Below are 26811 nucleotides of genomic sequence, written 5' to 3'. Positions count from 1 at the left end.
AGTCGACGTCGTCGATGCCGTCGACATCGTCGATGTCGATGTCGTCGGCGTGTTCGGGAGAAGGGGAGCGGGGATCGTGAGGATCGGGATCATCGGCACCGGCGCCATGGCCGGTGCGCTGGGCGGGCAGTGGGTGCGCGCGGGCCACGACGTGCTGGTGGGCGGGCGCGACGGCGCCCGGGCCGCGGCCCGGGCCGGGCGGATCGGAGCCCGGACGGGGGGCGTGCGGGAGGCTGCCGGGCACGGGGCGGACGCCGTCCTGCTCGCCGTGCCCCACGCGGCGGCGGCCGGTGTGGCCGCCGCTCTGGCCGACGTCCTGTGCGGGCGCACGCTGGTGGACTGCACCAACCCGGTGGCCCCGGGTTTCGTCCTGGCCACCGGCGCCGGGCCCTCGGCGGCCGAGCGCATCGCGGCGGGCGCGCCCGGGGCGCACGTGGTCAAGGCGTTCAACCTGTGCCACGAGAGCGTGTGGCGCCTGAGCCCGCCGGTGTTCGACGGGCGTCCGCTGGCCGTCCCGCTGTGCGGGGACGAGCCGGGCGCGCTGGAGACGGTGCGGCGCCTGGTGCGGGACGTGGGCTGCGAGCCGGTGGGCGGCGGGGGGCTGGAGCGGGCCGGGCTGCTGGAGGCGACCGCCGCGTTCCTGATCGGCCTGTGGGTGGGCGAGGGCGTGGACGCCCAGGCGATCGCCCCGCCCCTGGCCCACGCCGGCCCGTAGGCCCGTAGGCCCGCAGGCCCGCAGGCCGCCGGGGCGGCGGGCATGCGGGCCGCCCCCGCCTCGTCCGGCCCGGGTTGACACGCTTCTTCACATCTAGAATATTGGATACGTCATCTGGTCGAGGGTCGGGCGAAGGGAGCGCGCGGTGGATCCGCTGGCCGTCCACAAGGCGCTCGCCAACCCGGCGCGGGCGGACTTCCTGCGCTGGCTCAAGACGCCCGAGCGCTACTTCGACGAGGACTACTACCGCGAGCGCGGCGTGGGCTTCCACATCGGCGTGTGCGTGACGGACATCCGGGAGAAGTCCGGGCTCGCCCAGTCCGTGGTCTCCGGCTACCTGCAGATCCTGCGCGACGCCGGACTGCTGGTGTCCGAACGCGTCGGCAAGTGGACCTTCTACCGCCGCGACGAGGAGACGATCGCCGCGTTCGCCGCCTACGCCCGCGACGAACTCTGACGCTCCGCCCCCTCCGGGGCGCACCCCACCGCCCCCTCCGGGGCGCACCCCACCGCCCCCTCCGGGGCGCACCCCACCGCCCCCGCCGGGGCGGCCCGGGCTGCGCCCTTCCTTTTCGCCCCATTCCATCTAACTATCTAGATTTGTAGCCCCATGCGCGGGCGGGTGCCGTGCGCCCGCACACCCCGCGCGCCGGGCGGACGGAGGCAGCACATGCGAAAGACCGGCCCCGCCGTCCTGACACTCTCCCTGGGAGTGTTCGGGATCATCACCACCGAGATGGGCGTCGTCGGCGTCCTGCCCCGCATCTCCGAGGAACTCGGCGTCACACCCTCCGCCGCCGGCTGGCTGGTGGGCGTCTTCGCCCTCGTGGTCGCCGCCACCGGACCGTTCGGCACCCTGCTGGCCTCCGGCCTGCGCCGCAAGGCCGTCCTGGCGAGCGCACTGGCCGTCTTCGCGCTCTCCAACGCCGTGTACGCGCTCACCGACGACTTCGCCGTGATGTTCGCCTTCCGGATCCTGCCCGCGCTCTTCCACCCCGTCTTCTTCGCCGTCGCCCTCACCACCGCCGCCGACCTGGTCCCCGAACACCGCGCCACCCGGGCGGCCACCACCGTCTTCGCCGGCGTCACCGTCGGCTTCGCCTTCGGCGTGCCGCTCACCTCCTACCTCGCCGAACACGCGGGCCTGGCCGCCGCGTTCTGGTTCGGCGCCGGCGTCAACCTGCTGGCCTGCCTGGGCGTCCTGCTCCTCCTGCCCGCCACCCCCGCGACGCCCACCACCCCCGCGGCGCCCGCAGCGCCCGCAGGCCGGCGCCCCTCCTACCGGGGCCAGCTGGCCATCCTGCGCCGGGGCCGGCTGTGGCTGTCGGTCCTCGCCGTCGTGTGCGTGTTCGCCGCGATGTTCTCCGTCTACGGCTACTTCGCCGAATACCTGGAACGCGTCACCGGCCTGAGCGCCTCCCTGGTGGGCGCCGCGCTGATGGCCTTCGGGATCGTCATGGTCCTCGGCAACCTCCTCTTCGGCCGCCTCCTGGAACGCGACCTCCCGCGCACCGTCACCGCCTTCCCCGCCCTCTACGTCCTCCTCTACGCCCTGCTCTACGCGATCGGCCCCTGGCCCGCGCCGATGACCGCCGGCGTCCTGCTCTGGGGCGCGGTGCACTCCGGCGGACTCGTCGTCAGCCAGAGCTGGCTGGCCCGCGACGCCCAGGACGCACCCGAGTTCGGCAACAGCCTGTTCATCTCCTTCTCCAACCTGGGCATCACCGCCGGCAGCGCGGTGGGCGGCCTCGTCGTCTCCACCGCCGGCGCCCGCCACCTGCCCTGGGCCGGAGCGGGCTTCGCCCTCGCCGCCCTGGCCGCCGTCCTGCTGCGCCGCCGCCTGGGCCCCGCCACCCAGGCCACCCCCACGCCGCAGACCCCGGCGCAGGACGAGCCGACCACCGACGACGCCGCCGCGCCCGATTCGGCCCGGGCCGCCACCGCCTGACGGCTGCCGTATCAGTCCAGGCAGGCCAAGGCGCCCGCCACGAGCGAGCGCACGGCCGCGCCCCGCACCGCCCCCCGCGAGAGGCGGTCGAAGGCCCGGGCGTACAGACCGACCTGGCCGGGCCGGGTGAGGGTGGAAGCGGCATCCAGCGTGTCCGCGTGGACCCCGCTCCCCGTGTCCTCGCGGATCTCGCGCACCCGGCCGGCCAGGGCTTCGCGGGCCTGTTGAACGCTCGCAGAGGGGTGCGCGGGCACGGAGCCGGCCTTCGTCAGACGTCGTACAGGTGGTGCGGGACCGCTCGCTCCCAGACCGCTTCGAACGCGGTGGCACACAGCGCCACGGTCTGCGGGTCCGCCGTGATCTCGTCCTCGACCACCGCGCCGTCACCGGAGAAGTGGTGCACCCGAAGCAGCGCGCCGTCGAACAGCCAGAAGTCGTTGCCCGGCAGGGGGATGCCCGTGGCCCGTCGCCGGGGCAGCCAGCGGACCTCCTCACCCGCCGTGACGTTGGCGTGGGTGACGTAGTGCTCCCACCGGATGTACGCGGACACGGGCTCGGAGACGACCCGGGCCCGGCGCACGGCCACACCCCGGGCCACCGTGTCCGTGATCAACTGGTCGTAGGAGTCCCGCAGCTCCAGATGGACGGCGGAGCGCCGGCACCGCCCGAGCAGCTCGGCGAAGTCGGGCACGCCCGACGCCGCTCGCGTTCCTCCGGGGACAGCTCGGTCGGCCGGACCGCTCGTCGGGGTCCGGCGGGGCCGCCCCGCCTCCCGGCGGCCGGGGGCCCCTTGCGGTGCCGCGCTCACGTGTCCAGGGCTTTGCGGATCAGGGTGGCGAGCACGGCGGCCTCGGCCTCCTTGAGGTGTCCCAGGGCCACCCAGGAGAAGCTGGATCCCGCGAACACGTCCGGGCCACCACGGACGAGGGCGGAGATCCCGGCAGCGCGCAGCGCTTCCCGCAGATCGTTCGCCGCCGACTCCTCGGCGCTCACCCGTTCCGACTGTCCAGTCGGCTCAAGACCCGACATGTGCCACTCCCTTGACCGATGGGGTTCCGTCACCACGAAGGCAGGGGCGGCGGCAGGAACCGGGCGGAGGTGATTCCCGGTGATTCTCACAGCAGCGACCGGCGGGCCCGGGAAATCACCCGATGGGCTGACGGGCCGTAGACGGCGCTCTCCGCCAGGGCCTCCCACGCCCGGACGTGAAGCGCGACGTCTGCCGGATCGTCCAACCACATCTCCGCGTGCCAGGACTCGGTGATGACCAACGCGCCGTCGTGGATGGAGAATCCGACTCCCGCGGGCACTCTGAGATCGGCATCGAACGGCACGATCCCGAGCCGGACGTTCCCACGTGCCAGCCAGGGGGCCAGGCACTCCAGCTGGTCCGCCAGTACGGCCGGCGGGCAGAGCCGGGAGACAAGGGCGCCTTCCCACACCAGGAAGTGGAACGACCGCGACCGGTCGTTGAGAACCCTCTGGCGTTCCATGCGGGTCACCGCCGCGGCCTCGACGTCGCGGATCGACGGATGGACCCTGGTGTACCGGGTGAGGACCGCTCGCGCGTACTCGGCGGTCTGGAGCAGGCCGGGAACCAGGGTCGGGTCGAATGACCGACGGTCGCCAGTCTTCTTCCCCTGCGCGGCGTGCGCCTCCTGTACCGGCCGGACACCGCCGGCGAGTTGGCGCCGCCACGACCGGTACTGGGTCTCCACCGTCCGCAGCCGGCCCACCAGTTCGGCGGCGGCGTCGGGCCGGCCGACGGCCTCGGCCCAGGCGACCACATCGGCCCTGGTGGGCGACTGCCTGCCGTTCTCCAGCTTGCTGACCTTGGACTGGGGCCAGCCCAGCCGCACGGCCAAGGCGCGTCCGGACAACCCGCACTCGGTGCGCAGTTCACGCATCCGGGCACCAAGAGCAGACCGTGCCTGCTGATAGTCGGTGCTCACATGCCGGAAGGTACCTGAGCCCGGAACCGCGCGTAGGGCCTCGCGTGGTGCCAGGCGGCATCACGCACCTGGCAGGCCCGGAGGACTTCCAGCGGGTCGGTGACCAACTCCATTCCCACGGTGCGCTCCCCCTCGAAGTGGAAGCGCGCGACCGTGCGGGAGTCGGAGAGCCAGAAGTCCGTCAGCCCGGCCAGCCCGGCCGCCTCGGCCTCCGAGCGCCACATGCACCGGATGTCCTCACCGGCCGCCACGTTGGTCCGGGCGCACGCCAGCAGGTACCGCTGCCCCTCGGTCGGCGGATCGTCCACCAGACGCACCCGCTCGAACCTCTTGCCCTTGCCGACCATGCGGCGCACGTTCTCGAACCAGGGGTGCCCGACCTCCCCGGCGCTGTCCCCCGTCCGAAGGAACTCGGCGTAGGAGGGCGTCTGCTTGTCGGAGAGGTATCCCGCCCTTGTCTCCAACCGCTGTCTCCAACCGCCACGCGGTGTGCTCGAACCCGTCGTTGATGAACTCGGTGATCCGCTGCTGCGGTACGAACTCCGGCACCGGCGTCGACTCCTTCGGAGCGAACCGCACCAGCAGTTCGCGGGGCACGACTACGAAGCCCTCATCGTCCTTCACGTGCATGAGTTGCGCCACGTCCTCGGGGTCCGTCACGGCGTACCCCTGCACGGCCACCTCGCCGGTGTCCACGTCCTCGTACAGCGTCGGGCAGTCGCCGACACCCGAGGTGCTACCGATGACACGCAGCCGCCTTGCCATAGCTGTTCCTCTCGACGGCAGAGGGGAAGGTCCTCCCATGATCGGCCTCAACCGGCGCTCCGGAAGGGGCGATTCTCGATGATTCTCCTGACGATCCGACGCGGGCGCGGTGACGGCCGGATGCCGGGGGTGTGAGCCGGGTGCCGGTGGCCTGTCAGCGGCGTGCCGGTGGGCCCTGGGAGCTTTCCGGGGACAGGCCGGGTGCCCATCCGGCAGGCGCGCGACAGACAGGGAACCACCATGACCACCGACATCACGATCATCGGCGCCGGACTCGGCGGGCTGACCCTGGCCCGGGTCCTGCACCTGCACGGCGTCGCGGCCACCGTCTACGAGGCGGAGGCCTCGCCGGCGGCGCGTGCGCAGGGCGGGATGCTCGACATCCACGACTACAACGGCCAGCTCGCCGTTCGGGCGGCCGGCCTGACGGAGGAGTTCGAAGCCCTCGTCCTGGAGGGCCGCCAGGCGATGCGGATCCTCGACCGGGACGGGAGCGTCCTGCTCGACAAGGCCGACGACGGCACGGGCGGGCGCCCCGAGGTGCAGCGCGCCGAACTGCGGCAGATGCTGCTCGACTCGCTCCCGGCCGGCACCGTCCGGTGGGGCCGAAAGGCCGCCGGCGTCCGCGCCCTGGGCGCCGGCCGCCACGAGGTGGCGTTCGCCGACGGCACCACCGCCGCCACCGGCCTGCTGGTCGGCGCGGACGGCGCGTGGTCACGGGTGCGGCCGCTGTTGTCCGCCGCCACCCCCCAGTACACCGGCACGTCGTGCGTCGAGACCTACCTGTTCGACGCCGACACCCGCCACTTCGCCGCCGCGAAGGCGGTCGGCGGCGGGTCGATGATGGCGCCCTCGCCGGGCGCGGAGATCTTCGCCCACCGGGAGAGCGGCGACACCCTGCACACCTACGTGATGCTCACCAGGACGCAGGAATGGTTCGCCGACATCGACTTCACCGACCCCGGTGAGGCACGCGCCCGCATCGCGGCACAGTTCGACGGCTGGGCACCGGAGCTCACCGCGCTGATCACCGACGGCGACACCGCGCCGCTCCTGCGCCCCCACTACACCCTGCCGATCGGCCACCGGTGGGACCGGGTGCCGGGGGTGACCCTGCTGGGCGACGCCGCCCACCTCGCGGCCCCCAACGGCGAGGGCGCCAACCTCGCCATGCTCGACGGCGCCGAACTCGGCCAGGCCCTGGCCGCGCACCCCGGCGACACCGAGGCCGCCCTCGCCGCGTACGAGCGGGCCATGTTCCCGCGCGGCGCCGAGGCCGCCTCCGAGGGCGCGCACATGCACGAGCTCCTCAACGGCGACGACACCCCCCACGCCCTGATCGCCGCCTTCCTCGACGGCGGTCCGGCCTCCTGAACCGCCCACCGGGAAGCCGGGAGCCGGGAGCCGGGAGCCGGGGAGCCGGCGGCGGGCGGCGCTCAGGCGTACCGGTCGAGCAGCGCCTCCAGGTAGTCCTCCAGGCGCCGGCCCAGCAGGGCCGGCGTCAGGTCGCCGCGCCCCAGCTCCCGCCACGGCACGGCGACCTTCTCCGCGTCCGGCGCGAACGCCAGCGCGTCCAGCAGCCGCCAGTACAGGTGCGCGCCCCGGTCCGCCTCCAGCGTGCCGCCGGCCGCCAGGTAGCGGGCGGCGAAGTCCAGGCCGGTGTCCACGCCGTGCAGCAGGGCCAGGGCGGTGGAGCAGTGGGCCACGTCCAGGTCGGCCGGGCCCCAGGAGGTCTCCACCCAGTCCACGACCCCGCTGACGGCCAGCTCGGGGCCCTGCCCGGTGAACAGCACGTTGCCGGGGTGGAAGTCGCGGTGCAGGAAGCACGGCCGGTACGCGGGCACCTCGCGGCGGATCACGTCCACCGCCCGCCGCCACACCCCGGGACGCGCCGTGGCCCCGGGCACCCGCACCCGCTCCGGGGCCGTCCACGCCTCGAAGGCGCGGGGGCGCTCGCCCGGCGCCACCGCGAGCGCGTGCACGGCGGCCAGCTGACCGGCCAGCAGGTCCGCGCGGCGCTCCACGTCGCCGTCCTGCGCCACCCGCACGCCGCCCGGCAGCAGCGACATCACCAGCGACGGGTGGTCGCAGAACTCGCCCGCCGCGTCCAGGGCGTGCAGCCGCGCCGCCGGCACGCCGCCGTCCGCGAGCAGCCGCAGCACGCGCGGCCCCGGGTCTGACGCTGGTCTGACGCGGGTCTGACGCAGGGTCAACTCACCGGCAACGCCCGCCGACCGCCCCCTATTCCGAGAGCAGTCGAAGTTTGACAGTTTCCCGCGCACCGGGTTACGTAAGTGGCCGCACCGCACGCCGCACCGCACGCCGCACCGCCACCGGCCCGCCGCAGCAGGGGAGTTACGCCATGTCCAGGACCGTCGTCTTCGACCGCACCGGAGGACCGGAGGTCCTGACCGTGCGAGCCGCCGCCGTACCCGTGCCCGGTCCCGGCGAACTGCTCATCCGCGTCACCGCGATCGGCCTCAACCGCGCCGAGGCCCTCTTCCGCGCCGGCGCCTACCTCGACGAGCCCAGGCTGCCCGCCACCCCCGGCTACGAGGCCGCCGGCACCGTGGAAGCCCTCGGCGAGGGCGTCACCGGCTTCGCCGCCGGCGACCGGGTCGACACCGTCCCGGCCTTCTCCCAGAACGACTACGGCGTCTACCGCACCCACGCCCTCGTGCCCGCCCGCGCCGTCGTCCACCACCCGGCCGGCCTCACCGACGTCCAGGGCACGGCCGTGTGGATGCCCTACCTGACCGCCTACGGCGCCCTCGCCGAGGACGGCCACCTGCGCCCCGGCGACCACGTCCTGCTCACCGCCGCCGCCTCCGGCACCGGCCTGGCCGCCATCCGCACCGCCCGCCGCCTGGGCGCCGTCCCCATCGCCACCACCCGCACCCGCGCCAAGAAGCAGCAACTCCTGGACGCCGGCGCCGCCGACGTCGTCATCACCGGCGAGGAGGACCTGGTGGCCCGCGTGGACGCCATCACCGCCGGCACCGGCGTGCGCACCGTCTTCGACCCCGTCGCCGGCCCCGGCGTCCTCACCCTCGCCCGCACCATCGCCCCCGGCGGACGCCTGATCGTCTACGGCCGCCTCGACCCCCGCGACACCCCCCTGCCCGGCCAGGACACCTTCGCCCCCGTCACCAGCCGCTTCTACTCCATGCACGAGGTGACCCGCGACGACGAACGGCTGCGCCGCGCACAGGCCTTCGTCACCGCCGGGCTCGCGGACGGCTCCTTCACCCCCGCCGTCGACCGGGTCTTCGAGGGCCTCGACCGGATCGCCGAGGCCCACCGCTACCTGGAGGCCGGTACCCAGGTCGGCAAGATCGTCCTCACCGTCCAGAACTGACCCCGCCGGGGCCGAGCCTTCCGGAACCGGCCCGCCCCGCGGCCGCCGGCCGCGAGCGGGCCGGCCGTCAGGGCGCCGCGCGGGCCTCGGCGTCGGCGGCGGCGACCACCGCCGACAGCAGGCCCGGGAAACGGCCCTCCAACTCCTCGGCGCGCAGCGAGTTCATCTTGGTGGTGCCGACGTAGTACTGGTGCAGCAGTCCGGCCTGGCGCAGCACGTTGAAGTGGTGCGTCGAGGTGGAGCGGGAGACCGGAAGGTCAAAGGAGCCGCAGCTCAGCGCGGCGCCCGCGTGGGCCAGCCGGCGCACCACCGATCTGCGGGCAGGGTCCGCGAGTGCCTCCAACACCTGCTGGACGCTGAGGTCCTCCACACCAGGGTGCACGATCACCCGCGCCGCCACGCGTGCCCGTCCCACACCCACCACCCCTTCCCAACGCTCGACCCCCGTCCCGGTTCGGTAAAAGCCGCGCGGCGTGCGCGACTTCGCGCCTCGACGCTACTACGAGCGCGCCGTGCGCCACGCCCACCGCAACACCTCCGCAACACGCGCGCGCCCGCCCCGGCGCGCCCGCGACCCCCGCGCCCCCGCCCGCCCCCGTACGCGCGCGGGCGGGCGGCCCCCCGAAGCCGGGGGCCGCCCGCCACGACGACAGGCCGTCAAGCCGCGCGCTCACCGACAGGCCGTCGAACCGCGCGCACCGCCGATCCCGCCAGGCCGCGCGCACCGACAGTCCCGTCAGGCCGCGCGCACCGGCGGCCCGGCCGGGCGCGCCAGCCGGGCCAGGGCCAGCGGCTCGAAGATCCCCATCAGCACCGGGTCCACCGGCCGCACCGCCGCCGCAGCGGGCGCGACGGGAGCGGGGGAGCGCAGCAGCGCCAGGTAGAGCTCCTGGGTCTCGGCGGCCGGGTCGATGCCCAGCTCCTCCGCCAGCACCTGGCGCAGCTGCTGGTAACAGCGCAGCGCCTCGGCCCGGTTGCCGGCCGCGGCCAGCGCCTCCATCCGGCAGCGGTAGGCGCTCTCGCGGAACGGGGCGCGGCGCACCGCCTCGTCGGCCCAGCGCAGCGCGTGGTGCTCCTCGCCCAGCGCCGAGGCCGACAGGCTCGCCGTCTCCAGCGCGGACATCCGCAGCTCCTCCACGTGCTCGCGCACCCCGCCCGCCCACTCGCCCTCGTGGTCGGGCAGGAACGCGCCGCGCAGATTGGCGATCGCACCCGCGGCCAGCTGCTGCGCCACCGCGTAGGAGCGGGCCGCGTACGCCTCCCCGGCCTCCCCGACCGCGCTGGCGGCGGCCTCCAGGTCCACCGCCGCGTCCGCGGGCAGCCGCAGGACGTAGCGCCCGCCCTGGGCGATCAGCGGGGTGGCGCCCGGGCCCTGGCCGGGGGCGGCGACGAAGGCCCGCACCCGCGAGACCACGCTGCGCAGCGCGGAGGCCCAGGTGTCGGGCAGGCCGTCGGGCCAGATGGTGTCGGCCAGCTGGTCGCGGCTGGTGCCGGCGGAGCGCTCCAGGACCAGGCGGGCGAATGCCACCTGGGCCTGGGCGCTGGACAGGTGCTGCGGGGCGCCGTGGTCGTGCTCGATCGTCACAAGTCCTGTCAGGCGGATCAGCATGAGAATTCCCCCGATCTGCCGTACGGACTGTCTTCCCGGAAGCCGTTCAACGTGCTCCAACCCCCTTGAGCCAAAGCGGAGCCGACGGCCCGTGACGCCGGGCCGACGGCGTGGGAAACCTGGACCGGAAATTCCGCCGACCAGCCGTTCGGTTTCGGCGGATTTCGACCATACATTCGGCGCATCACGCGGTGTCAACACTGGTCGACAAAACATACCCACCAGCCGGTCCATGCGTCGTGGACGCAGGGTTTCTGCACGTCAGAGCGTTACCGCAGGCCGGGAACGCGGCTATTGCGGACGCCTTGCGCATCCTGCCGTAGAAATGTAGTCATCCTTGAGCACCCCGCGTGAAGGCTTCGAGAAACACCACCCCACCCCCTGCGCCGGGCACCACCCGTAAAAGCCCCGGGACTATCCCGGGAGGAAACCCCAGCACCACCATCCGCCCCCGCGCCGGGAAATACCGAAAACAATCCGGAACAAGCCGACGACGAACCGCCGACCAGCCGACGGACAACCGGCGGCAAACCGACGGCAAACCGCACGGCAAAACCGCCGCGCGCCCGCCGCGCCCCGCCGAGAAGGAGACCCGCACGTGAACGCCACCGGAGCATGGGACCGCCTGGAGCCGAAGCTCGCCGCCACCCTGGACCGCGTGGCCGCGCTGGAGTCCGACCCCTCACGCCGCAACAGCTTCGTCGCCTACACCATGGAACGCGACAGCGCCTACTGCGACCTGGACGGCGAGCGCCTGCTCATGATGTCCGGCTACAGCTACCTGGGCCTGGCCGGCGACGAACGCGTGGTGGCCGCCGCCAAGGCCGCCGTCGACGTCTACGGCACCGGCAACCACGGCGTGCGCGCCCTGGCCGGCACCATCCCGCTGCACGAGGAACTGGAAGCCGAGGTCGCCCGCTTCGCCCGCCGCGAACGCGCCCAGGTCTTCGGCTCCGGCTACGCCGCCAACGTCGGCACCGTCGGCGCCCTGGTCGGCCAGGGCGACACCGTCCTGATCGACAAGTACGACCACGCCAGCATCGTCGACGGCTGCCGCCTCTCCGGCGCCACCGTCACCCGCTTCCGCCACAACGACGTCGACCACCTCGAACGCCGCCTCAAGGCCGCCTCCCCGACCGGCGTGCGCCTGGTCATCGTCGACAGCGTCTACTCCATGGACGGCGACATCGCCCCGCTGCCCGAACTGCGCGCGGTCTGCGACGCCCACGACGCCCTCCTGATGGTCGACGAGGCCCACGCCCTGGGCGTCATCGGAGAAACCGGCGGCGGCATCGAGGAGCACTTCGGCTACCGCCACCGCGTCGACATCAAACTCGGCACCCTCTCCAAGGCCATCCCCTCCATGGGCGGCTGGGTCGCCGGCAGCCACGAACTGATCGGCCACCTGCGCTACGCCGCCCGCCCGTTCCTGTTCTCCGCCGCCCTCGGCCCCGCCCAGACCGGCGCCGCCCTGGAGTCCCTGCGGATCCTGCGCCGCGAACCCGAACGCGTCACCCACATCCAGGTCCAGGCCCAGCGCCTGCGCCGGCGCCTCAACGACGCCGGCATCTCCACCATGGACTCCGCCACCGCCGTCCTGCCCGTCATCGCCGGCTCCGACGACGCCGCCTACGACTACGCCACCGCCTGCCGCAAGGCCGGCGTCATCGGCCTGCCCGTCGTCACCCCCGCCGTGCCCAACGACCTGGCCCGGCTGCGGATCGCCGTCACCGCCCGCCACACCGCCGCCGACATCGACTTCGCCGCCGACGCCTTCCTGACCGCCGCCGCCCAGACCGGCCTCATCTGACCAGGACGGCGCCACCAAGGAAGGCCCGGCCCCCAACGCCCGGAAAGGACAAGACCATGGCAGCCCGCCCCACCCGGCCCCCCATCGCCGTCACCGGCCTGGGCGTCGTCAGCCCCGCCGGCCACACTCCGGCCGCGTTCTGGCGCACCGTCAGCACCGGCACCCCCACCGCCACCGCCCTCACCGACCCCGCCCTGGCCCGCCACCGGGTCCGCCTGGGCTGCCGCGTCACCGACCTGCCCGACAACGGCCCCGTCCCCGCCAAGGACGCCCGCCGCCTCGACCCCTTCGCCCACTACGGCACCCTCGCCGCCCTCGCCGCCCACCAGGACGCCGGCGCCCCCGAACCCGACCCCGGCCGCAGCGCCATCGTCGTCGGCAACGCCGTCGGCGGACGCACCACCAGCGACCGCGAATCCGCCCTCTTCACCACCGCCGGACCCCTGCGCGTCAGCCCCCTGATGCCCCTGGTCACCATGCCCAACGCCGCCGCCGCCCAGATCGCCATGCGCCTGGCCTGGACCGGCCCCGCCCTGACCATCGCCACCACCTGCGCCTCCAGCGCCGACGCCATCGGCCACGCCGCCCTCCTCCTGGAAACCGGCCGCGCCGACATCGTCATCGCCGGCGGCTGCGAAGCCACCCTCACCCCCGTCACCCTCGCCGCGTTCGGCAACCTCGGCGCCCACTCCCAGCGCAACGACGACCCCACCCGCGCCAGCCGCCCCTTCGACACCGACCGCGACGGCTTCGTCATGGGCGAAGGCGCCGGCTTCCTCGTCCTCGAACGCCTCGCCGACGCCCGCGCCCGCCACCGCACCCCCTACGCCCTCCTCGCCGGCTACGGCTCCAGCGCCGACGCCTACCACCTCTCCAACCCCCGCCCCGACGGCGCCGGCGCCGTCGCCGCCATGCGCGCCGCCCTCACCGACGCCGGCCTCACCCCCGCCGACATCGCCCACGTCAACGCCCACGGCACCTCCACCGTGCACAACGACCGCGCCGAAGCCGCCGCGCTGCGCACCGTCTTCGGCCCGCACGGCGTGCCCGTCACCTCCACCAAGGGCTCCATCGGCCACCTCATCGGCGCCGCCGGCGCCGTCGAGCTGATCGCCGCCGTGCAGGCCATGAACAGCCGCCTCGCCCCTCCCACCGCCAACCACGAGCACACCGAACAGGGCCTGGACCTCGACGTCGTCCACGGCACCGCCCGCCCCATCCGCCCCGGCGCGGCCCTGTCCAACTCGTTCGGCTTCGGCGGCCACAACTCGACCCTGGTGGTGACCCCGCTATGACCACGACCACACCCGCGACCGCGACCACACCCGCGACCACACCCGCGACCGCGACCGGGCCCGCGACGACGCCCGCCCACCGCACCGCCCGCACCCGCACCACCGTGACCGCCGACGCCCTGGCCGCCTACCGCACCGCCGCCCGCACCGGCCTGCCCCCCGCCCCGGACACCGCCGCCGCCCCCGCCCACCCCTTCGTCCTCGCCCACACCCTCGCCCAGCACACCGTCACCACCCTGACCACGGGCGATACCGGCTTCACCGGCGTGGTCCACCTCGCCCAGGAGATCCACACCCACCACCCCCTCACCGCCGGCACCCACGTCGACATCGACGTCACCGTCACCGCCGCCCGCCGCGAAGCCCGCGGCACCCGCCTGGCCCTCACCACCCACCTCACCGACGGCACCCGCACCCTGGCCCGCCTGACCACCTCCGCCCTGCTGGTCGGCGCCACCGCCATCGAACCCTTCGGCACCCTCACCCCCGCCGCCCACCCCGGCACCACCCCCGACACCGAACCCCTCACCCTCACCCACACCCTCACCCCCGCCGACGTCACCGCCTACGCCCACGCCGCCGGCGACCTCAACCCCCTGCACCTCGACGACGACGCCGCCCGCGCCGCCGGATTCCCCGCCGCCATCGCCCACGGCATGCACCTGGTCGCCCTCGCCACCGAGGAGATCACCGACCGCCACGCCGACGGCGACCCCACCCGCCTCACCGCCCTGGGCGCCCGCTTCGCCGCCCCCGCCACCCCCGGCACCCCGCTGCGCCTGACCCTGCAGCCCTACGACCGGGGCACGGTGGTGCGCTTCACCGTCGCCACCCAGGACGGCACCGCCGTCAAGGCCGGCTGGGCCGCCCTCACCCCGGCGGGGGAGTGAGACCCCGATGACCACACCCGCCGAACCCACCGCGCCCACCGCGCCCACCGCGCCCACCACACCCGCCGCGCCCGCCGTGCAGGCCCCGCCGCCGCTGTCGCTGCCCGACGCGTTCACCGCCCACGCCCGCACCCGGCCCGACGCCGTCGCCCTCCTGTGGCACGAACGCGCCGTCACCTACCGCGAACTCGCCGAAACCGCCGAACGCGAACGGCTGCGCCTGCACACGCTGGACCTCGCCCCCGGCGAACCGGTGGGCCTGCCCGCCGCCAAGTCCCCCGAGCAGATCGCCCTCGTCCTGGCCTGCCTGATCGAGCGCCGCCCCTTCCTGCTGCCCTCCCCGCAGCTGGCCCCCGCCCTGCTCGCGGCCCTGTTCGCCCAGGCCGGCGCCCGCCACCTGCTCGCCCCCCTCGGCCAGGACACCCCCGCCCTGCCCGCCCTGGCCCGCCCCGCCCCCGTGCCCACCCTCGCCGCCGGCACCTCCTTCCTGCTCACCACCTCCGGCTCCACCGACCTGCCCAAGATCGTCCCCCTCGCGCAGGCCGCCGTCGACCGCTTCACCGCCTGGGCCCACGACACCTTCGACCTCGGGCCCGGCCGCGTCGTCGCCAACTACGCCCCCCTCAACTTCGACCTGTGCCTGCTGGACGTGTGGGCCACCCTCGCCGCCGGCGGCACCGTCCTGCTCATCGACCCCGCCCACGCGCTCAACGCCCGCCACCTGCTCGCCCAGCTCACCCGCCACCGCCCGCACGTCCTCCAGGCCGTCCCCCTCGCCTACGCCCTCCTCGCCCAGGCCGCCGCCCAGACGGCAGGCCCGGCGGTGCTGGACAGCGTCGAGCACGCCGCGTTCACCGGCGACGCCATCGACGCCCGCACCCTGGCCGCACTGCCCGCCCTGCTGCCCGGCGCCGCGCTCTACAACATCTACGGCTGCACCGAGACCAACGACAGCTTCCTGCACCGCCTGGACCGCCTGGACGCCACCGCCGCCCTGCCGGTGCCCATCGGCACCCCCCTGCCCGGGGTGCGCACCCTGCTCGCCGCCCCCGACGGCACCCCCGTCACCGGCCCCGGCCGCGGTGAACTGTACGTCTCCACACCCTTCCAGGCCGCCGGCTACCTGGACCGCTCCCGCGACGCCGGACGCTTCACCACCCAGCCCGAGGGCGCCGGGCCCGGACGGCGCTGGTTCCGCACCGGGGACCTGGCCGTCCGCGACGAACACGGCCGCCTGCACCTGACCGGACGCGCCGACTTCCAGGTCAAGGTCCGCGGCGTCGCCGTCAACACCGCCGAGGTCGAACGCGTCCTGCTCGCCCACCCCGAGGTCCGCGAGGCCGCCGTCGCCGCAGCCCCGGACCCGCTGACCGGCAAACGCCTGCACGCCGCCGTCCAGCGCGCCGCCGGCTCCGCCCTCAACAGCCTCACCCTGCGCGAGCACCTGGCCCGCAACCTGCCGCGCGCCGCCGTGCCCGAACGCCTGGCCATCCACGACGCCCCGCTGCCCAAGACCGCCACCGGCAAGGTCGACCGCAAGGCCGTCCTGCCCACCGCCTGACCACACCACCACACCCACCAAACCCCAATACACCCAAGGGAGTTGCGAGCCATGAGCAACATCGCCCAGATCAAGCGGTTCCTCATCGAGGAGTTCCTGCCCGACGTCACCCCCGAGCAACTCGCCGACGACCACGACCTGCTCTCCGACGGCGTCATCGACAGCCTGGGCGTCCTCAAGCTCATCGCCTGGGTCGAGGACCACTTCGCCCTGCCCGTCGACGACACCGACCTCGACCCCAACAACTTCCGCTCCGTCACCGCCATCGACGCCTTCATCACCCAGCGCCGCGCCGTCCCGGCCAGCGCCGTGGCAGGCGGCTGACCCGTGCACCCGGCCCTCACCGCCCTGCTCGCCGGGCACGACGTCGACCTGGACACCTGGCGCTCGTGGTGGGACCAGCTGGAGCAGCGCACCCCGGGCCCGGCCCGCGACAGCGACCGGGCCCAGGCCGCGGCCCTGCTGGCCGCCCTCACCACCCGCCTGCCCGCCCCCGACACCCTCGCCGCCTTCACCACCTCCCTGACCGAACGCAGCCCCCACCCCGGCCCCGCCCACCCCGCCAGCGTCAACATCGTCGGCACCGGCGGCGGCCCGGCCACCTTCAACCTCTCCACCGCCGCCGCCCTGACCGCCGCCGCCATGGGCGTGCCCGTCGTCAAGACCGGCTCCCGCGCCTACACCAGCAGCGCCGGCTCCATCGACCTGCTGGAGCGCCTGGGCATCACCCTCACCTCCTCCCACACCGCCACCGCCGACCACCTCGCCCGCCACGGCATCGCCTTCGCCGGCCCCCACGTCTACCCGCCCGCCCTCACCCGCCTGGCCCGCCTCCTGTTCCCACTCACCCTCAAACCCTTCGGCCGCCTCCTCAACACCCTCGGCCCGCTGCTCGCCACCGTGCCCGTCACCGCCCAGCTCACCGGCGCCAGCGCCGCCACCGACCTGCCCGCCCTGCGCCACCTCGCCCCCCGCACCCCCGGACGCGCCGTGTGGCTGGCCACCAACACCGCCGGCGCCGACGAACTCCTGCCCTTCGCCGACAACACCCTGCACACCCCCGACACCACCATCCACCTGCCCGCCGGCTCCATCGCCCCCGCCGACGGCACCCTGGCCGACCTCGCCCCCCACCCCGAGGACCTCACCGGCCACTTCCTGCAAGCCCTCGCCGGCCGCGCCGGCCCCACCGCCACCCACACCATCGCCCTCAACGCCGCCGCCCTCGCCCTCGCCTCGGGCCGCCACACCCACTGGCACACCGCCCACACCGCCGCCCTGGACGCCCTGGCCGACGGCGCCCCCCGCGCCCTGGCCACCCGCCTGCGCACCGACCACAAGGCCCCCGCCCATGCCTGACACCACGTTCTTCGCCGCCCGCGCCGACGGCCGCCCGCACCTGGCCCTGTTCCTCAACGCCGGAGACCCGCCCGCCCGCCTGACCGACCTGGCCCTCGTCCTGGACGAGGAAGGCGTCGACGTCCTCGAACTCGCCGTCCCCTTCCCCAACTCGCCCACCGACGGCCCCGTCATCCGCCGCTCCGCCGACCGGGCCCTGGCCGCCGGCACCACCCTGGACACCGTCCTGGACGAACTCGCCACCCTGCGGCCCCAGTTGAAGAACCTGAAGATCGCACTGCTCGCCGACTGGAGCCACAGCCTGCGCGCCGCCGACCCCGCCACCTGCGCCCGCGCCATCGCCCAGGCCGGCGCCGACGCCCTGCTCGTCCACGCCCTGCCGCCCCGCCTGCGCCCCGCCTGGCGCCAGGCCCTGCGCGAGGCGGCCCTGCCGCAGGTCGCCACCTGCTACCCGACCTCCACCCCCGAGGTCCTCACCGCCGCCGCCCGCGACGCCCACGGCGCCTACGTCTACCTCGTCGCCCACTACGGCCGCTCCGGCACCACCCCCGCGCAAGGCCACCACACCCTGGCCGCCACCGTCGCCGCCCTGCGCGCCGCCGCCCCCGCCACCCCGGTCGCCATCGGCTTCGGCGTCAAAAGCGCCGCCGACCTGGACGCGGTCGCCGCCGCCGGAGCCGACGCCGCGATCGTCGGCTCCGCCGCCGTCGCCCGCATCGAGACCGCCCTCACCGAGGGCCGCGACGCCGCACAGGCGCTGCGCGCCCTCCTCCACGACCTCCGCCCGCCCGGGCCACCCCAGCCCGCCACGGCCGGACGCACCACCAGCACCAGCACCACCGGCACGCGCACCACCCCCGGCACCACCACCCCCGCCCGCTGACACGAAAGGCAGAACCAGCATGCTGATCCGCGACATTGACGACGTCCAGACCGTCGAGTGGGGCAACGGCCTGTCCCGCCGCTTCCTGGTGGCCGGCGACAACCTCGGCTACACCCTCACCGACACCATCGTCAACGCCGGTACCAAGTCCCGCCTGGAGTACCGCAACCACCTGGAGGCGTGCTACTGCATCGCCGGCTCCGGCGAGGTCATCGCCATGGACGGCACCTCCCACCCCATCACCCCCGGCCGCCTCTACGCCCTCGACCAGCACGACGCCCACTACCTGGTCGCCAGCCCCCACGAGGACCTGCGCCTGGTCTGCGTCTTCTCCCCGGCCCTGCGCGGCGACGAGGTCCACCAGCTCGACGCCTCCTCCTCCTCCGCCTACTAGGCGAAGACCCTCCCCTTCGAGTCACGCGCCGGCGCCCCGCGCGCCGGCCTGCCACCCCGGGCCCCGCACGCGGGCCCGGGAGGAAGGCGGCACGTCCATGATCCGCTGGAACGCCGACCAGCACGCCCTGCGCGAGGGCCTGGCCCGCTTCGGCGACGACCTGAGCGCCGGCCACATCGAAGGCGACGAACAGGCCGCCTTCTCCCACGACAAGTGGCGCCTCGTCCAGAAGACCGGCATCCTGTCCCTGCCCTTCGAGGAACGCTACGGCGGGCTGGGCCAGTCCCTGCTCACCACCATGTACGTCCTGGAGGGCCTGGGCCAGACCTGCCGCGACGGCGGCCTCAACTTCTCCGTCACCACCTCCCTCGCCTCCACCGGCGTCCCCCTCCAGGCCTTCGGCTCACCCGCCCTCAAAGAGGCCTACCTGCCGCGCATCGCCTCCGGCGAGGCCATCGGCGCCCACGCCATCACCGAGTCCGAGGGCGGCTCGGACGCCATGCAGATGCGCACCCGCGCGATCCGCGACGGCGACCACTTCGTCCTCAACGGTGCCAAGACCTTCGTCAGCAACGGCCCCGTCGCCGACGTCATCGTCGTCTACGCCCGCACCCACCCCCAGGGCGGGGCGCTCGGCGTCACCGCGTTCCTCCTGGACCGCGACATGCCCGGCATCAGCACCGGAAACCCCATCAAGAAGATGGGCCTGCGCACCTCGCCGCTGTCCGAGGTCTACCTCGACGACGTCAAGGTGCCCGCCTCCCGGGTCCTGGGCCGCGTCGGCGGCGGCTTCCTCGTCCTGGACCACGTCATGAAACGCGAGATCCTCTACTCCTTCATCGTCAACACCGGCGAGATGCAGCACCGCCTGGCCCGCTGCCTCGACTACGCCAAGACCCGCATGTCCTTCGGCAAGCCCATCGGCTCCTACCAGTCGGTCGCCAACAAGATCGTCGACACCAAGATCCGCCTGGAGACCGCCCGCAAGTGGCTCTACGACACGGCCCAGCGCCTGGAGGCCGGCGAGAACGTCACCGTCGACATGGCGATCGCCAAACTCCTCACCAGCGAATCCAACCTCGCCACCTCGCTGGCCGCCGTCCAGGTCTTCGGCGGCAACGGCTACATGTCCGAGTACGGGCTGGAGAAGGACGTGCGCAACGCCGTCGCCGGCACCATCTACTCCGGCAGCAACGAGATCCAGTACAACCGCATCGCCGCCATGCTCGGACTCGGCAAATGACCGCCCCCGCCCCGCCCCGCCCGCTGCCGCCCGCGCGGCCCCGCCACCTCAAGGTGTGCGGGGCCCGCACCCGCGCCGACCTCACCCTCCTCGCCGAATCCGGCCCCACCCTGGTGGGCCTGTGGCACGGCGTGCCCGGCGGCCCCGCCGAACTCTCCGAACAGCACCTCGCCCACCTCGCCGCCACCGCCATCCGCCTGGGCCTGGAACCCGTCCTGGTCACCTTCCTCGACGACGCCGACCAACTCGCCCGCCTCGCCCGCGCCACCGGCATCCGCTGGATCCAGCTCCACGCCTACCAGAGCCCCGCCCTCGTCACCGAACTGCGCCACCGCCTGCCCTACGCCGTCCTCGTCAAAGTCCTCCACCTCTCCCGCGGCCGCTGCCTGGAACGCCCCTTCATCGGCGCCTTCGAACGCGCCGGCTGCGACCTGTTCCTGCTGGACACCGTCACCGACGACGGCCGCGTCGGCTCCACCGGCCACCCCCTGGCCCCCGCCGACGTCCACACCCTGCTGCCCCGCCTCACCATCCCCTTCCTCCTCGCCGGCGGCCTGAACGCCGCCAACCGCGACACCTACCGCACCGTCACCGACCACCCCCTGTACGCCGGCGCCGACATCGACACCGCCGCCCGCAACCGGGCCGGCGACTTCACCCACGAAGCCGTCACCGCCCTCGCCCACGCCTGGCACCCCCGCCCCAAGGAGGCCTACGTATGAGCGCCCCGCGGTTCCTCGACGCCCTGCTGGCCGCGAGCCGCCCCCTGATCATGGAGGTCAAACTCCGCGACCCGCACGGCACCGACCTGCTGGGCCCGCGCACCGTCACCGACCTCGTCACCCGCTACGAACAGGCCGGCGCGCCCTGCCTGTCCGTGGTCACCGGCCGCTGGTTCGGCGGCACCCCCCGCCTGCTGCGCGAGGTCACCGCCGCCACCGACCTGCCCGTCCTCCAGAAGGACTTCCTCACCCGCCCCGCCCAACTGGAGGCCGCCGCCGCCCTCGGCGCCTCCGCCGTCCTGCTCACCGCCGCCCTGCTGCCCGCCACCTCCCTGCACCGCCTGGTCACCACCGCCCTCGCCCTGGGCCTGACCCCGTTCGTCGAGATCACCGGCGAACACGAACTCGCCCACCTGCCCCAGCCCGAACACTGCGTCATCGCCGTCAACAACAAGGACATCCGCACCCGCGAACGCGACCGCGGCGACCTCGGACGCAGCCTGCGCCTGCTGCCCGCCCTGCACGCCACCGGCACCCGCGCCCCCGTCTCCGCCTCCGCCATCACCGAACCCGCCGACGCCGCCCGCCTCCTGGACGCCGGCTACGCCGGACTGCTCATCGGCACCACCCTGATGCGCCAGAGCGACCTCACCGGCTGGCTCACCGACCTCGACACCGCCCGCGCCGGAGCCGCTGACAGGGCCGCCACCACCGCCCGCGCCGGAGCCGTCCGCGCCGGGGCCGCCCTATGAACCCCCGCCCGAACCCGCGGCCCAACCCCCGGCTCGCCACCCGCTCCCTCGTCCTGGACGCCGGCGGCATCCCCGTCTCCGCGCTCGTCGCCGAACCCCAGGACCGCGCCCCCAAAGCCGTCCTCCTCGCCATCCACGGCCGCGGCATGCGCGCCGCCTACTTCGCCGGCCCCGCCCACCCCGACACCAGCCTGCTCACCCTGGCCGCCGACCTCGGCTACACCGTCCTGGCCCTGGACCGCCCCGGCCACGGCGCCTCCGCCCACCGCCTGCCCGACGGCCAGCTCATCGCCGACCAGGCCGCCACCCTGCACGCCGCCCTCACCGACTACGCCCGCGCCCACCCCGTCGGCGCCGGCGTCCAACTCCTCGCCCACTCCTTCGGCGGCAAGATCGCCCTCCACCTCGCCGCCCACTGGCCCGCCGACCCCCGCCTGCCCCTGCTCGGCGCCGACATCTCCGGCCTCGCCCAGCACTACGCCCCCGGCGCGTGGGAGCGGCCCGACGACCTCGCCGGCGGCGGCCGCCTCAACTGGGGCCCCCTCAACCTCTACCCGCCCGGCACCTTCCACGCCGCCCGCACCCTGCTCACCCCCGTCCCCGCCCTCGAATCCCGCGAACTGGCCACCTGGCCCGCCCGCTACAGCGCCCTGGCTGCCCGCGTACGCGTGCCGGTGCGCCTCACCCTCGCCGACCACGAGGCCTGGTGGCGCCTGGAGCCCTCCCACCGCACCGCCCTCACCGCCGCCTTCCCCCCGGGCCTGGCCCACCTCGTCACCGCCCACCGCGCCGGCCACAACCTCTCCCTGGGCCACGCCGCCCGCCCCTACCACCTGCGCGCCCTCGCCTTCACCGACGAGTGCCTCACCCGCCCCCGGCCCCAGCCCGCCGCAGCCGCCCCCGAGCCGCTCCTGGCCGCCGCCGGCTGACCGGGCGGGACGTCAACGACTTCCTCGGCCAGATGCCCCCCGGCAGCCTCCCCGCCGCCTCCCCGGGCCCGGAGACGGGTGTCGGCACGTCCGCGTCGGTGCAGGTGCAGGTCACCGGCAACGGCCCCGGGCGGAATCGGGAGCGCGCCTCACACCGCATGCCGAGCACAGGCGCGGGTCACTGCCACACGAGCAGCGCTTCGAGCTCCGGAAGCCGGCCGAACAGGTCGGGGAGGCCGCGCACGCCGTTGCGCACGGACTCGTGGGAGAGCGCGAGGTCGGGGCCGGTGCTCGCCTCGACACCGGCGAGGCACCGCAGAATGTTCCACCTCGTGTGCCCCAGCCAGCCGCCGATCATGAACACGAACCAGCTCGGACCTGGCGGCGGCAGCATGCCGCCCCCCGCGACATAGCCGTCGAGGACCGAGCGGAAGACGGCGGGCTCGATGTGGTCGAAGCCCGGTCCCTTCGCGAGGCTGAGCGCGGTCGAGCCGAGCTCGCCGGACAGGTCGAGCGTTCCCGAGAGCTCCCAGTCGAGCACCACCGGCCGGCCCTCCCGGGCGAGCAGGTTCCACGGTTGGATGTCCCTGTGGGTCAGCACGACGGGGCCCGGCCGTTCGCAGGTGTCGACGAAGTGGGCGATCGCGAGGAACGTCTCGACGTGAGAGGCGAGTTCGTCGGCCCACGGCTGTCCGGTCGCCGCCGCCCGCGCGGCGAGCTCGGGCCAGTCCCGTGACGTCGGTTCCTCGACCGACACGTGGGTCCACGCGACGTCGAGCGCGTGGATGCGCGCGAGGATCCCGCCGATCTCGAACGCGTACGCCGCCGACACCGGCGCTTCCGGCACCTTCTCTCCCGCGACCCATCGGTGAACGAGCGTGTGGTGGCCGGCCGAGATCGGCTCCGGCATCGGGATGCCGGCGGCGAAGGCCGCCCGCTCAAACCTGAACACGTCCTCGGCGCGATAGGCCCAGCGGCGGTCGGCGAGGTTCAACTCCTTGACCGCGAACGACCCTTGGTCGGTGTCGAGCCGGTACATCCGGTTGGCGAACCCGCCGTGGACGCGGATCATCGGCCCGATCGGCACGCCGAGATGCGAAAGGTTCACCCACGCATGCTAGTGCAGCGCCGCGTTGATCCTTCGGGGGTTCATGCGGCTTTGAGCGGGGAGCCGTCGTAGGTCCAGCGGTCGGGCTTGGCGGCGTGTTCGTCGTAGTCCAGGACGAAGTCGTCGATGCGTTCGGTCAGTTCCTCGCGGGAGATGAACTGGCCGTGGCGCAGTAGGCGTCTGGTCAGTGCCATCGTCCCATCCTGAGATGCCCCGCCGCCCTGGGTCGGGGCGGCGGGGCCCGGGAGTTGCTGCTACCGGGCGTCGAATTCGCCGGTGCGGACGGCGGTGACGAAGGCCTGCCAGGCGGGGGAGGGGAAGAGGAGGGCCGGGCCGAAAGGGTCTTTGGAGTCGCGGACCGGCATCACGCCGGTAAATCCGTCAGCGACCTCCACGCAGGTTCCTCCATTGCCGCCGCTGTACGAACTCTTTCGCCAGCGAGCGTCAGTCAGATTGACGTCCATTCCAGATCCCTCCGTACCACGCGGATCATCGAAAGTGAGTCGGCCTGGTTCAGGGCCTCGACCACAAGGCGATCGTAGCTCCTGGCCAGCGCCGAAACTGACTGGATATCCCGTTCGATGTAACCGCGTTGCTCGATCTCGCCGTAGCTGAGAATTTTGCGGTTCGGCATGGTAAGGAGTTGCACCACGCGAGTGAACGGCCGGTTCTCGCCCAGAGAGTACGGCGCCACCTGAATGACCACGTTGGGCCGATCAGCCAACTGTTCAAGGTGGAGCAGTTGCTCGATCATGACGTCCCGGCCGCCGACGAGTCGCCTCAGGCAGCTCTCGTCCAGCACCGCGTGCAGGACCGGAGGTGGAGTCCGTTCCAGGATGTGCTGTCGGGCAAGCCGGAAGTTGATACGTTCATCGGCCTGTTCTGGGAGTGCGGCGCCCTGCCTCACATATCCCGACTCAATCGCGGTTGCGTACGCGGGAGTCTGTAGGAGTCCAGGGATGACGTTGATCTCGAAGAGCTTGATCTGCTCCGCGCGGGCCTCGTAGTTGGCGTACTCCGGGAAGCCCTCCAACAACGTCGTGTGCTTGAGCTGCCAGTACATCAGTACGAGCGTGCCGCCGGTCTTGAGCTCCTGGTCGGCCAGCTCCGCCAGCTGCAGGCTCGGCGGCCGGTGCGCAAGTTCGACGTAGGACAGGTGCGATGCGGTGCACCCGACCTTCTTCGCCAGCTGGACCTGGGTGAGCCCAACTGCTTCGCGTGACCTGCGGAGTTGAACTCCGAAGGCGGCCCACGGGGACGAGGTCGGGTCGATGCTCTTCTTGTTCATGGAACTTCCCCAACTCACGGCTGCTCTGACAGCAAGTCGTATATCGCTTCCGATGCTAGGTGGTGCGGGGCCACCATGTGCACAGAACGTGAAACACTGATTGCGGAAGGTTATTCCCATGGCTGATGCCCAAGTCCCCCGCCTCCACGGCTACGGCGTGCGCTGGGACACCGAGACCCGCCTCTACCGGGTCCGGCACGAGCTCACCGGGGATTGGCTGCGCCAACCGGACGGTGAGCTCAGCGGGTTCGGCTCCTTCTCCGAGGCCTGGGGTGCCTGGCGCGTCTTCGAGGTCCACAAGCGGCCGGGGGAGTGAGCGTGTCCTCGATGCTCTCCCGCGCGACCGCCGACCAGCGGCGCCAGGCGGCCGACGTCCTCGACGACCTGACCACCGTCCTCGCCCTGGGCGGCGTCACGTTGCCGTCCGTCGAAGTCGACTGGGAGCACGGCCGCAGGACGGGCTGCTACCTGATCAGCCTCGGCTGCGCCCGCCCGTCCGCACTCCTGCGGGTCGTCGACCTGCTCCGCAAGGGGCTGCGCTACGAGCGCCTGGCGCATGACGACTGAACTCCTCGCCCGCCTGCTCTGGTGGGCCGGCTTCTCCCTCCTGCTCCTCGCCGCCCTCAGAAGGTGAACCGCCCGATGCAAGACCCCCGCTTGCTCGCCAAGCCGCCGGTGTGCCGGCTCGGCTGCCTCGTCCTCGTCCGCAACCCGCGCGGCGACGTCCTCCTCGTCGACCCGGACTACATGGACGGCCTGATCCTGCCCGGCGGCGCCGCCCAGCCCAACGAGCCCCCGCACCTCGCCGCCGCCCGCAACCTGCACGCGGAGACAGGGCTCAACCTGCGTCTCGCCGACGTCCTCGCGGTCGACTTCACCCCGGCCGACCGCCACCTGGAGCGCCTCAACCTGGTCTTCGACGGCGGCACCGTACGCGACGACGTCCGCCTCACCGTCCCGCCGCAGCACCGCAGCGGCCTGTTCGGCGCCCGCTTCGTCCCCGTCCGCCGGCTCCCCGACGTCATGGCGCCCTCCCAAGCCGCCCGCGTCAGCGAGGCGTTGGCGGGCCGCGCGCTGCCCGTCCTCCTCCACGGACAGCGCGCGACCTGAGGGCCGCCGTCCCGGCGCATCCGAGTCGGCGACCGACGCGCGCGGTGAACCCGTCCCGACCGGCCGGGACGGCTCACCGCGCGCCGGCGGCCTCCAGGATCGCGGACAGCCGCGCCAGGCATTCGCCGACGAAACCGGGATAGGTGCCCCAGTAGTACGACAGCCCGCCGACCCCGACGCCGACCGCCCACGCCCGGGCCCGCAGCCACGTCACGTCGTCGAGGCCGAGGGCGTCCCAGTACGCCTGGCGGGCCGGGGACGGAAGGTCCCACACCGTGGCGTGCTCGGCGTCGGGAAAGCCGACCGACAGGCATCCGAAGTCGATGACCGCGTGCAGCCCGCCCTGCCGGACCAGCAGGTTGGAGGGTTTCAGGTCGCCGTGCAGCCACACCTGGCGCCCGGACGGCCCGGGCAGGTCGAGCGCGCTGCGCCACAGGTGCAGCAGGTGCTCGATGTCGAGGTCCAGGCCCGGGATCGTCCGGCACTTCTCGAAGCATGCGGTGATCGACTCGTCGCTGTCGCGCAGGTCGCCCCCGCGGTACCAGTGGAGCGCGCCGTGGCGGACGGCCCCCATGAGCGGGACGCAGTGCAGGCCCTTGACGACCGCCGCCAGGTCGGCCCCGAAGGCGGGCCAGTCGGTGACCGACCCCGGGCCGGGCTCCTCGCCGTCGATCCAGCGGTACACCGACCAGGCGAGCGGGAACACGGCGCTCGGGGCCCCGGCGTGCACCGGCTCCGGGACGCGGCACGGAAGGTGCGGTGCCAGCCGCGGCAGCCAGGTCAACTCCTTGCGCACGGAGTCCGCGCTCTGCGCCGTGCGCGGCAGCCGCACGAGCAGGTCGTCGCCGAGCCGGTACATCGTGTTGTCCGTGCCCGAGCCGGCCGGCGAGACGGACAGGTCGGCCCATTGCGGCCGCTGCTCCCGGAGCAGGGAGCGGACGACCGCCTGGTCCGCGAAGACCTCGTTCTCGTGAAGCGCCACGGTGAGAGCCTTCACGCCGGGCGCCACCGCCGCCAGCGATTTTCCCCGGGGGGGGGGGGGGGGGGGGGGGGGGGGGGGGGGGGGGGGGGGGGGGGGGGGGGGGGGGGGGGGGGGGGGGGGGGGGGGGGGGGGGGGGGG

Annotated in this window: 31 protein-coding genes and 2 pseudogenes; 20 read left to right on the top strand and 13 right to left on the bottom strand. The window is 73.9% G+C overall.

Annotated features, from left to right (window positions below):
* Nucleotides 1-76: 76 nt before the first annotated feature.
* The 3 genes from AC07AL_RS30940 (at nt 77) to AC07AL_RS30930 (ending at nt 2663) form a co-directional block, all read left to right on the top strand.
* Entirely contained in the window at nt 77-715 is a 639-nt protein-coding gene (locus AC07AL_RS30940) for an NADPH-dependent F420 reductase (protein WP_478319005.1), read from the top strand.
* 145 nt (nt 716-860) lie between these two features.
* Nucleotides 861-1172 carry an ArsR/SmtB family transcription factor gene (locus AC07AL_RS30935; RefSeq protein WP_063352995.1) on the top strand — a complete coding sequence of 104 codons (312 nt, stop codon included), beginning with the start codon at nt 861-863 and terminating at the stop codon, nt 1170-1172.
* A 213-nt stretch (nt 1173-1385) separates the two neighbouring features.
* The gene (locus AC07AL_RS30930; RefSeq protein WP_478319002.1) at nt 1386-2663 is read left to right on the top strand and encodes an MFS transporter; all 1278 of its coding nucleotides are present in this window, start codon (nt 1386-1388) and stop codon (nt 2661-2663) included.
* 11 nt (nt 2664-2674) lie between these two features.
* On the opposite strand, the pseudogene AC07AL_RS30925 reads toward AC07AL_RS30930, so the two are convergent.
* From AC07AL_RS30925 to AC07AL_RS30905, 5 genes and pseudogenes are all read right to left on the bottom strand, one after another.
* Nucleotides 2675-2827 (bottom strand): annotated as a pseudogene (locus AC07AL_RS30925) (DNA-binding protein); the annotation flags it as partial.
* Between the two features lie 104 nt (nt 2828-2931).
* The gene (locus AC07AL_RS30920) at nt 2932-3354 is read right to left on the bottom strand and encodes a DUF6879 family protein (protein ID WP_363632318.1); all 423 of its coding nucleotides are present in this window, start codon (nt 3352-3354) and stop codon (nt 2932-2934) included.
* A gap of 113 nt (nt 3355-3467) precedes the next feature.
* A complete protein-coding gene (locus AC07AL_RS30915) occupies nt 3468-3692 on the bottom strand; it encodes a hypothetical protein (protein ID WP_400477172.1) in 225 nt (74 codons plus the stop codon).
* Nucleotides 3693-3778: 86 nt separating this feature from the next.
* The gene (locus AC07AL_RS30910; protein WP_400335774.1) at nt 3779-4615 is read right to left on the bottom strand and encodes a helix-turn-helix domain-containing protein; all 837 of its coding nucleotides are present in this window, start codon (nt 4613-4615) and stop codon (nt 3779-3781) included.
* Nucleotides 4612-5079 carry a DUF6879 family protein gene (locus AC07AL_RS30905; RefSeq protein WP_478319001.1) on the bottom strand — a complete coding sequence of 156 codons (468 nt, stop codon included), beginning with the start codon at nt 5077-5079 and terminating at the stop codon, nt 4612-4614. Before AC07AL_RS30905 ends, AC07AL_RS30910 begins: the two co-directional genes overlap by 4 nt.
* Nucleotides 5080-5620: 541 nt before the next feature.
* Here AC07AL_RS30905 and AC07AL_RS30900 point away from each other — a divergent pair.
* Nucleotides 5621-6754, top strand: a complete 1134-nt coding sequence (locus AC07AL_RS30900; RefSeq protein WP_478319000.1) for an FAD-dependent oxidoreductase — start codon at nt 5621-5623, stop codon at nt 6752-6754.
* Nucleotides 6755-6816: 62 nt separating this feature from the next.
* On the opposite strand, the pseudogene AC07AL_RS30895 reads toward AC07AL_RS30900, so the two are convergent.
* A pseudogene (locus AC07AL_RS30895) lies at nt 6817-7542 on the bottom strand (phosphotransferase family protein); the annotation flags it as partial.
* A 200-nt stretch (nt 7543-7742) separates the two neighbouring features.
* On the opposite strand from AC07AL_RS30895, the gene AC07AL_RS30890 reads away from it, so the two are divergent.
* A complete protein-coding gene (locus tag AC07AL_RS30890; protein WP_363632327.1) occupies nt 7743-8738 on the top strand; it encodes a zinc-dependent alcohol dehydrogenase family protein in 996 nt (331 codons plus the stop codon).
* 67 nt (nt 8739-8805) lie between these two features.
* On the opposite strand, the gene AC07AL_RS30885 is transcribed toward AC07AL_RS30890, so the two are convergent.
* Together AC07AL_RS30885 and AC07AL_RS30880 are read right to left on the bottom strand one after the other, a co-directional pair.
* A complete protein-coding gene (locus tag AC07AL_RS30885; protein ID WP_363588119.1) occupies nt 8806-9153 on the bottom strand; it encodes an ArsR/SmtB family transcription factor in 348 nt (115 codons plus the stop codon).
* 321 nt (nt 9154-9474) lie between these two features.
* The gene (locus AC07AL_RS30880; protein WP_363588121.1) at nt 9475-10347 is read right to left on the bottom strand and encodes an AfsR/SARP family transcriptional regulator; all 873 of its coding nucleotides are present in this window, start codon (nt 10345-10347) and stop codon (nt 9475-9477) included.
* Nucleotides 10348-10945: 598 nt separating this feature from the next.
* Between AC07AL_RS30880 and AC07AL_RS30875 the strand changes: the two genes are divergently transcribed.
* The 12 genes from AC07AL_RS30875 (at nt 10946) to AC07AL_RS30820 (ending at nt 22185) form a co-directional block, all read left to right on the top strand.
* Entirely contained in the window at nt 10946-12157 is a 1212-nt protein-coding gene (locus AC07AL_RS30875; RefSeq protein ID WP_363588123.1) for an aminotransferase class I/II-fold pyridoxal phosphate-dependent enzyme, read from the top strand.
* 56 nt (nt 12158-12213) lie between these two features.
* A complete protein-coding gene (locus AC07AL_RS30870; protein WP_478318997.1) occupies nt 12214-13452 on the top strand; it encodes a beta-ketoacyl-[acyl-carrier-protein] synthase family protein in 1239 nt (412 codons plus the stop codon).
* The gene (locus tag AC07AL_RS30865; RefSeq protein ID WP_363588127.1) at nt 13449-14342 is read left to right on the top strand and encodes a MaoC family dehydratase; all 894 of its coding nucleotides are present in this window, start codon (nt 13449-13451) and stop codon (nt 14340-14342) included. Before AC07AL_RS30870 ends, AC07AL_RS30865 begins: the two co-directional genes overlap by 4 nt.
* Before the next feature lie 7 nt (nt 14343-14349).
* Entirely contained in the window at nt 14350-15903 is a 1554-nt protein-coding gene (locus AC07AL_RS30860; RefSeq protein ID WP_478318996.1) for an AMP-binding protein, read from the top strand.
* Between the two features lie 51 nt (nt 15904-15954).
* Nucleotides 15955-16227: an acyl carrier protein gene (locus tag AC07AL_RS30855; RefSeq protein WP_063352985.1), complete on the top strand. Its 273-nt coding sequence runs from the start codon at nt 15955-15957 to the stop codon at nt 16225-16227.
* A gap of 3 nt (nt 16228-16230) precedes the next feature.
* Entirely contained in the window at nt 16231-17262 is a 1032-nt protein-coding gene (locus tag AC07AL_RS30850; RefSeq protein ID WP_363632333.1) for a hypothetical protein, read from the top strand.
* Entirely contained in the window at nt 17255-18145 is an 891-nt protein-coding gene (gene trpA, locus AC07AL_RS30845) for a tryptophan synthase subunit alpha (RefSeq protein WP_478318994.1), read from the top strand. The genes AC07AL_RS30850 and trpA overlap by 8 nt, the downstream gene beginning before the upstream one ends.
* A gap of 19 nt (nt 18146-18164) precedes the next feature.
* The gene (locus tag AC07AL_RS30840) at nt 18165-18539 is read left to right on the top strand and encodes an ectoine synthase (RefSeq protein WP_363588135.1); all 375 of its coding nucleotides are present in this window, start codon (nt 18165-18167) and stop codon (nt 18537-18539) included.
* 97 nt (nt 18540-18636) lie between these two features.
* Entirely contained in the window at nt 18637-19782 is a 1146-nt protein-coding gene (locus AC07AL_RS30835) for an acyl-CoA dehydrogenase family protein (RefSeq protein WP_063352981.1), read from the top strand.
* Nucleotides 19779-20504 carry a phosphoribosylanthranilate isomerase gene (locus AC07AL_RS30830; RefSeq protein ID WP_363588139.1) on the top strand — a complete coding sequence of 242 codons (726 nt, stop codon included), beginning with the start codon at nt 19779-19781 and terminating at the stop codon, nt 20502-20504. Before AC07AL_RS30835 ends, AC07AL_RS30830 begins: the two co-directional genes overlap by 4 nt.
* Nucleotides 20501-21256: a beta/alpha barrel domain-containing protein gene (locus tag AC07AL_RS30825; protein WP_363588141.1), complete on the top strand. Its 756-nt coding sequence runs from the start codon at nt 20501-20503 to the stop codon at nt 21254-21256. The genes AC07AL_RS30830 and AC07AL_RS30825 overlap by 4 nt, the downstream gene beginning before the upstream one ends.
* On the top strand, nt 21253-22185 hold the full coding sequence (locus tag AC07AL_RS30820; RefSeq protein WP_363588143.1) for an alpha/beta fold hydrolase: 933 nt from the start codon (nt 21253-21255) through the stop codon (nt 22183-22185). The genes AC07AL_RS30825 and AC07AL_RS30820 overlap by 4 nt, the downstream gene beginning before the upstream one ends.
* A gap of 178 nt (nt 22186-22363) precedes the next feature.
* Here AC07AL_RS30820 and AC07AL_RS30815 read toward each other — a convergent pair whose 3' ends face one another.
* From AC07AL_RS30815 to AC07AL_RS30800, 4 genes are read right to left on the bottom strand one after another with little or no spacing between them, the layout of a single operon-like run.
* Nucleotides 22364-23293: a phosphotransferase family protein gene (locus tag AC07AL_RS30815; protein WP_478318991.1), complete on the bottom strand. Its 930-nt coding sequence runs from the start codon at nt 23291-23293 to the stop codon at nt 22364-22366.
* 41 nt (nt 23294-23334) lie between these two features.
* The gene (locus AC07AL_RS30810) at nt 23335-23487 is read right to left on the bottom strand and encodes a hypothetical protein (protein ID WP_478318989.1); all 153 of its coding nucleotides are present in this window, start codon (nt 23485-23487) and stop codon (nt 23335-23337) included.
* Nucleotides 23488-23547: 60 nt separating this feature from the next.
* Nucleotides 23548-23757 carry a DUF397 domain-containing protein gene (locus AC07AL_RS30805; protein ID WP_363588149.1) on the bottom strand — a complete coding sequence of 70 codons (210 nt, stop codon included), beginning with the start codon at nt 23755-23757 and terminating at the stop codon, nt 23548-23550.
* On the bottom strand, nt 23742-24581 hold the full coding sequence (locus AC07AL_RS30800; protein WP_363588151.1) for a helix-turn-helix domain-containing protein: 840 nt from the start codon (nt 24579-24581) through the stop codon (nt 23742-23744). Before AC07AL_RS30800 ends, AC07AL_RS30805 begins: the two co-directional genes overlap by 16 nt.
* A gap of 118 nt (nt 24582-24699) precedes the next feature.
* Here AC07AL_RS30800 and AC07AL_RS30795 point away from each other — a divergent pair, with 118 nt between their 5' ends.
* From AC07AL_RS30795 to AC07AL_RS30785, 3 genes are all read left to right on the top strand, one after another.
* Nucleotides 24700-24897 carry a hypothetical protein gene (locus tag AC07AL_RS30795; protein WP_363588153.1) on the top strand — a complete coding sequence of 66 codons (198 nt, stop codon included), beginning with the start codon at nt 24700-24702 and terminating at the stop codon, nt 24895-24897.
* Between the two features lie 2 nt (nt 24898-24899).
* Entirely contained in the window at nt 24900-25148 is a 249-nt protein-coding gene (locus tag AC07AL_RS30790) for a hypothetical protein (RefSeq protein WP_363588155.1), read from the top strand.
* Nucleotides 25149-25223: 75 nt separating this feature from the next.
* On the top strand, nt 25224-25691 hold the full coding sequence (locus AC07AL_RS30785; protein ID WP_478318986.1) for an NUDIX domain-containing protein: 468 nt from the start codon (nt 25224-25226) through the stop codon (nt 25689-25691).
* Nucleotides 25692-25764: 73 nt separating this feature from the next.
* Here the strand turns inward: AC07AL_RS30785 and AC07AL_RS30780 are convergent, their stop codons facing one another.
* On the bottom strand, nt 25765-26673 hold the full coding sequence (locus AC07AL_RS30780; protein WP_478318984.1) for an aminoglycoside phosphotransferase family protein: 909 nt from the start codon (nt 26671-26673) through the stop codon (nt 25765-25767).
* Between the last annotated feature and the right edge of the window lie 138 nt (nt 26674-26811).

The sequence above is a fragment of the Kitasatospora sp. NPDC043949 genome (assembly GCF_056435365.1).
This window is presented reverse-complemented; position numbering and strand designations above follow the sequence as displayed.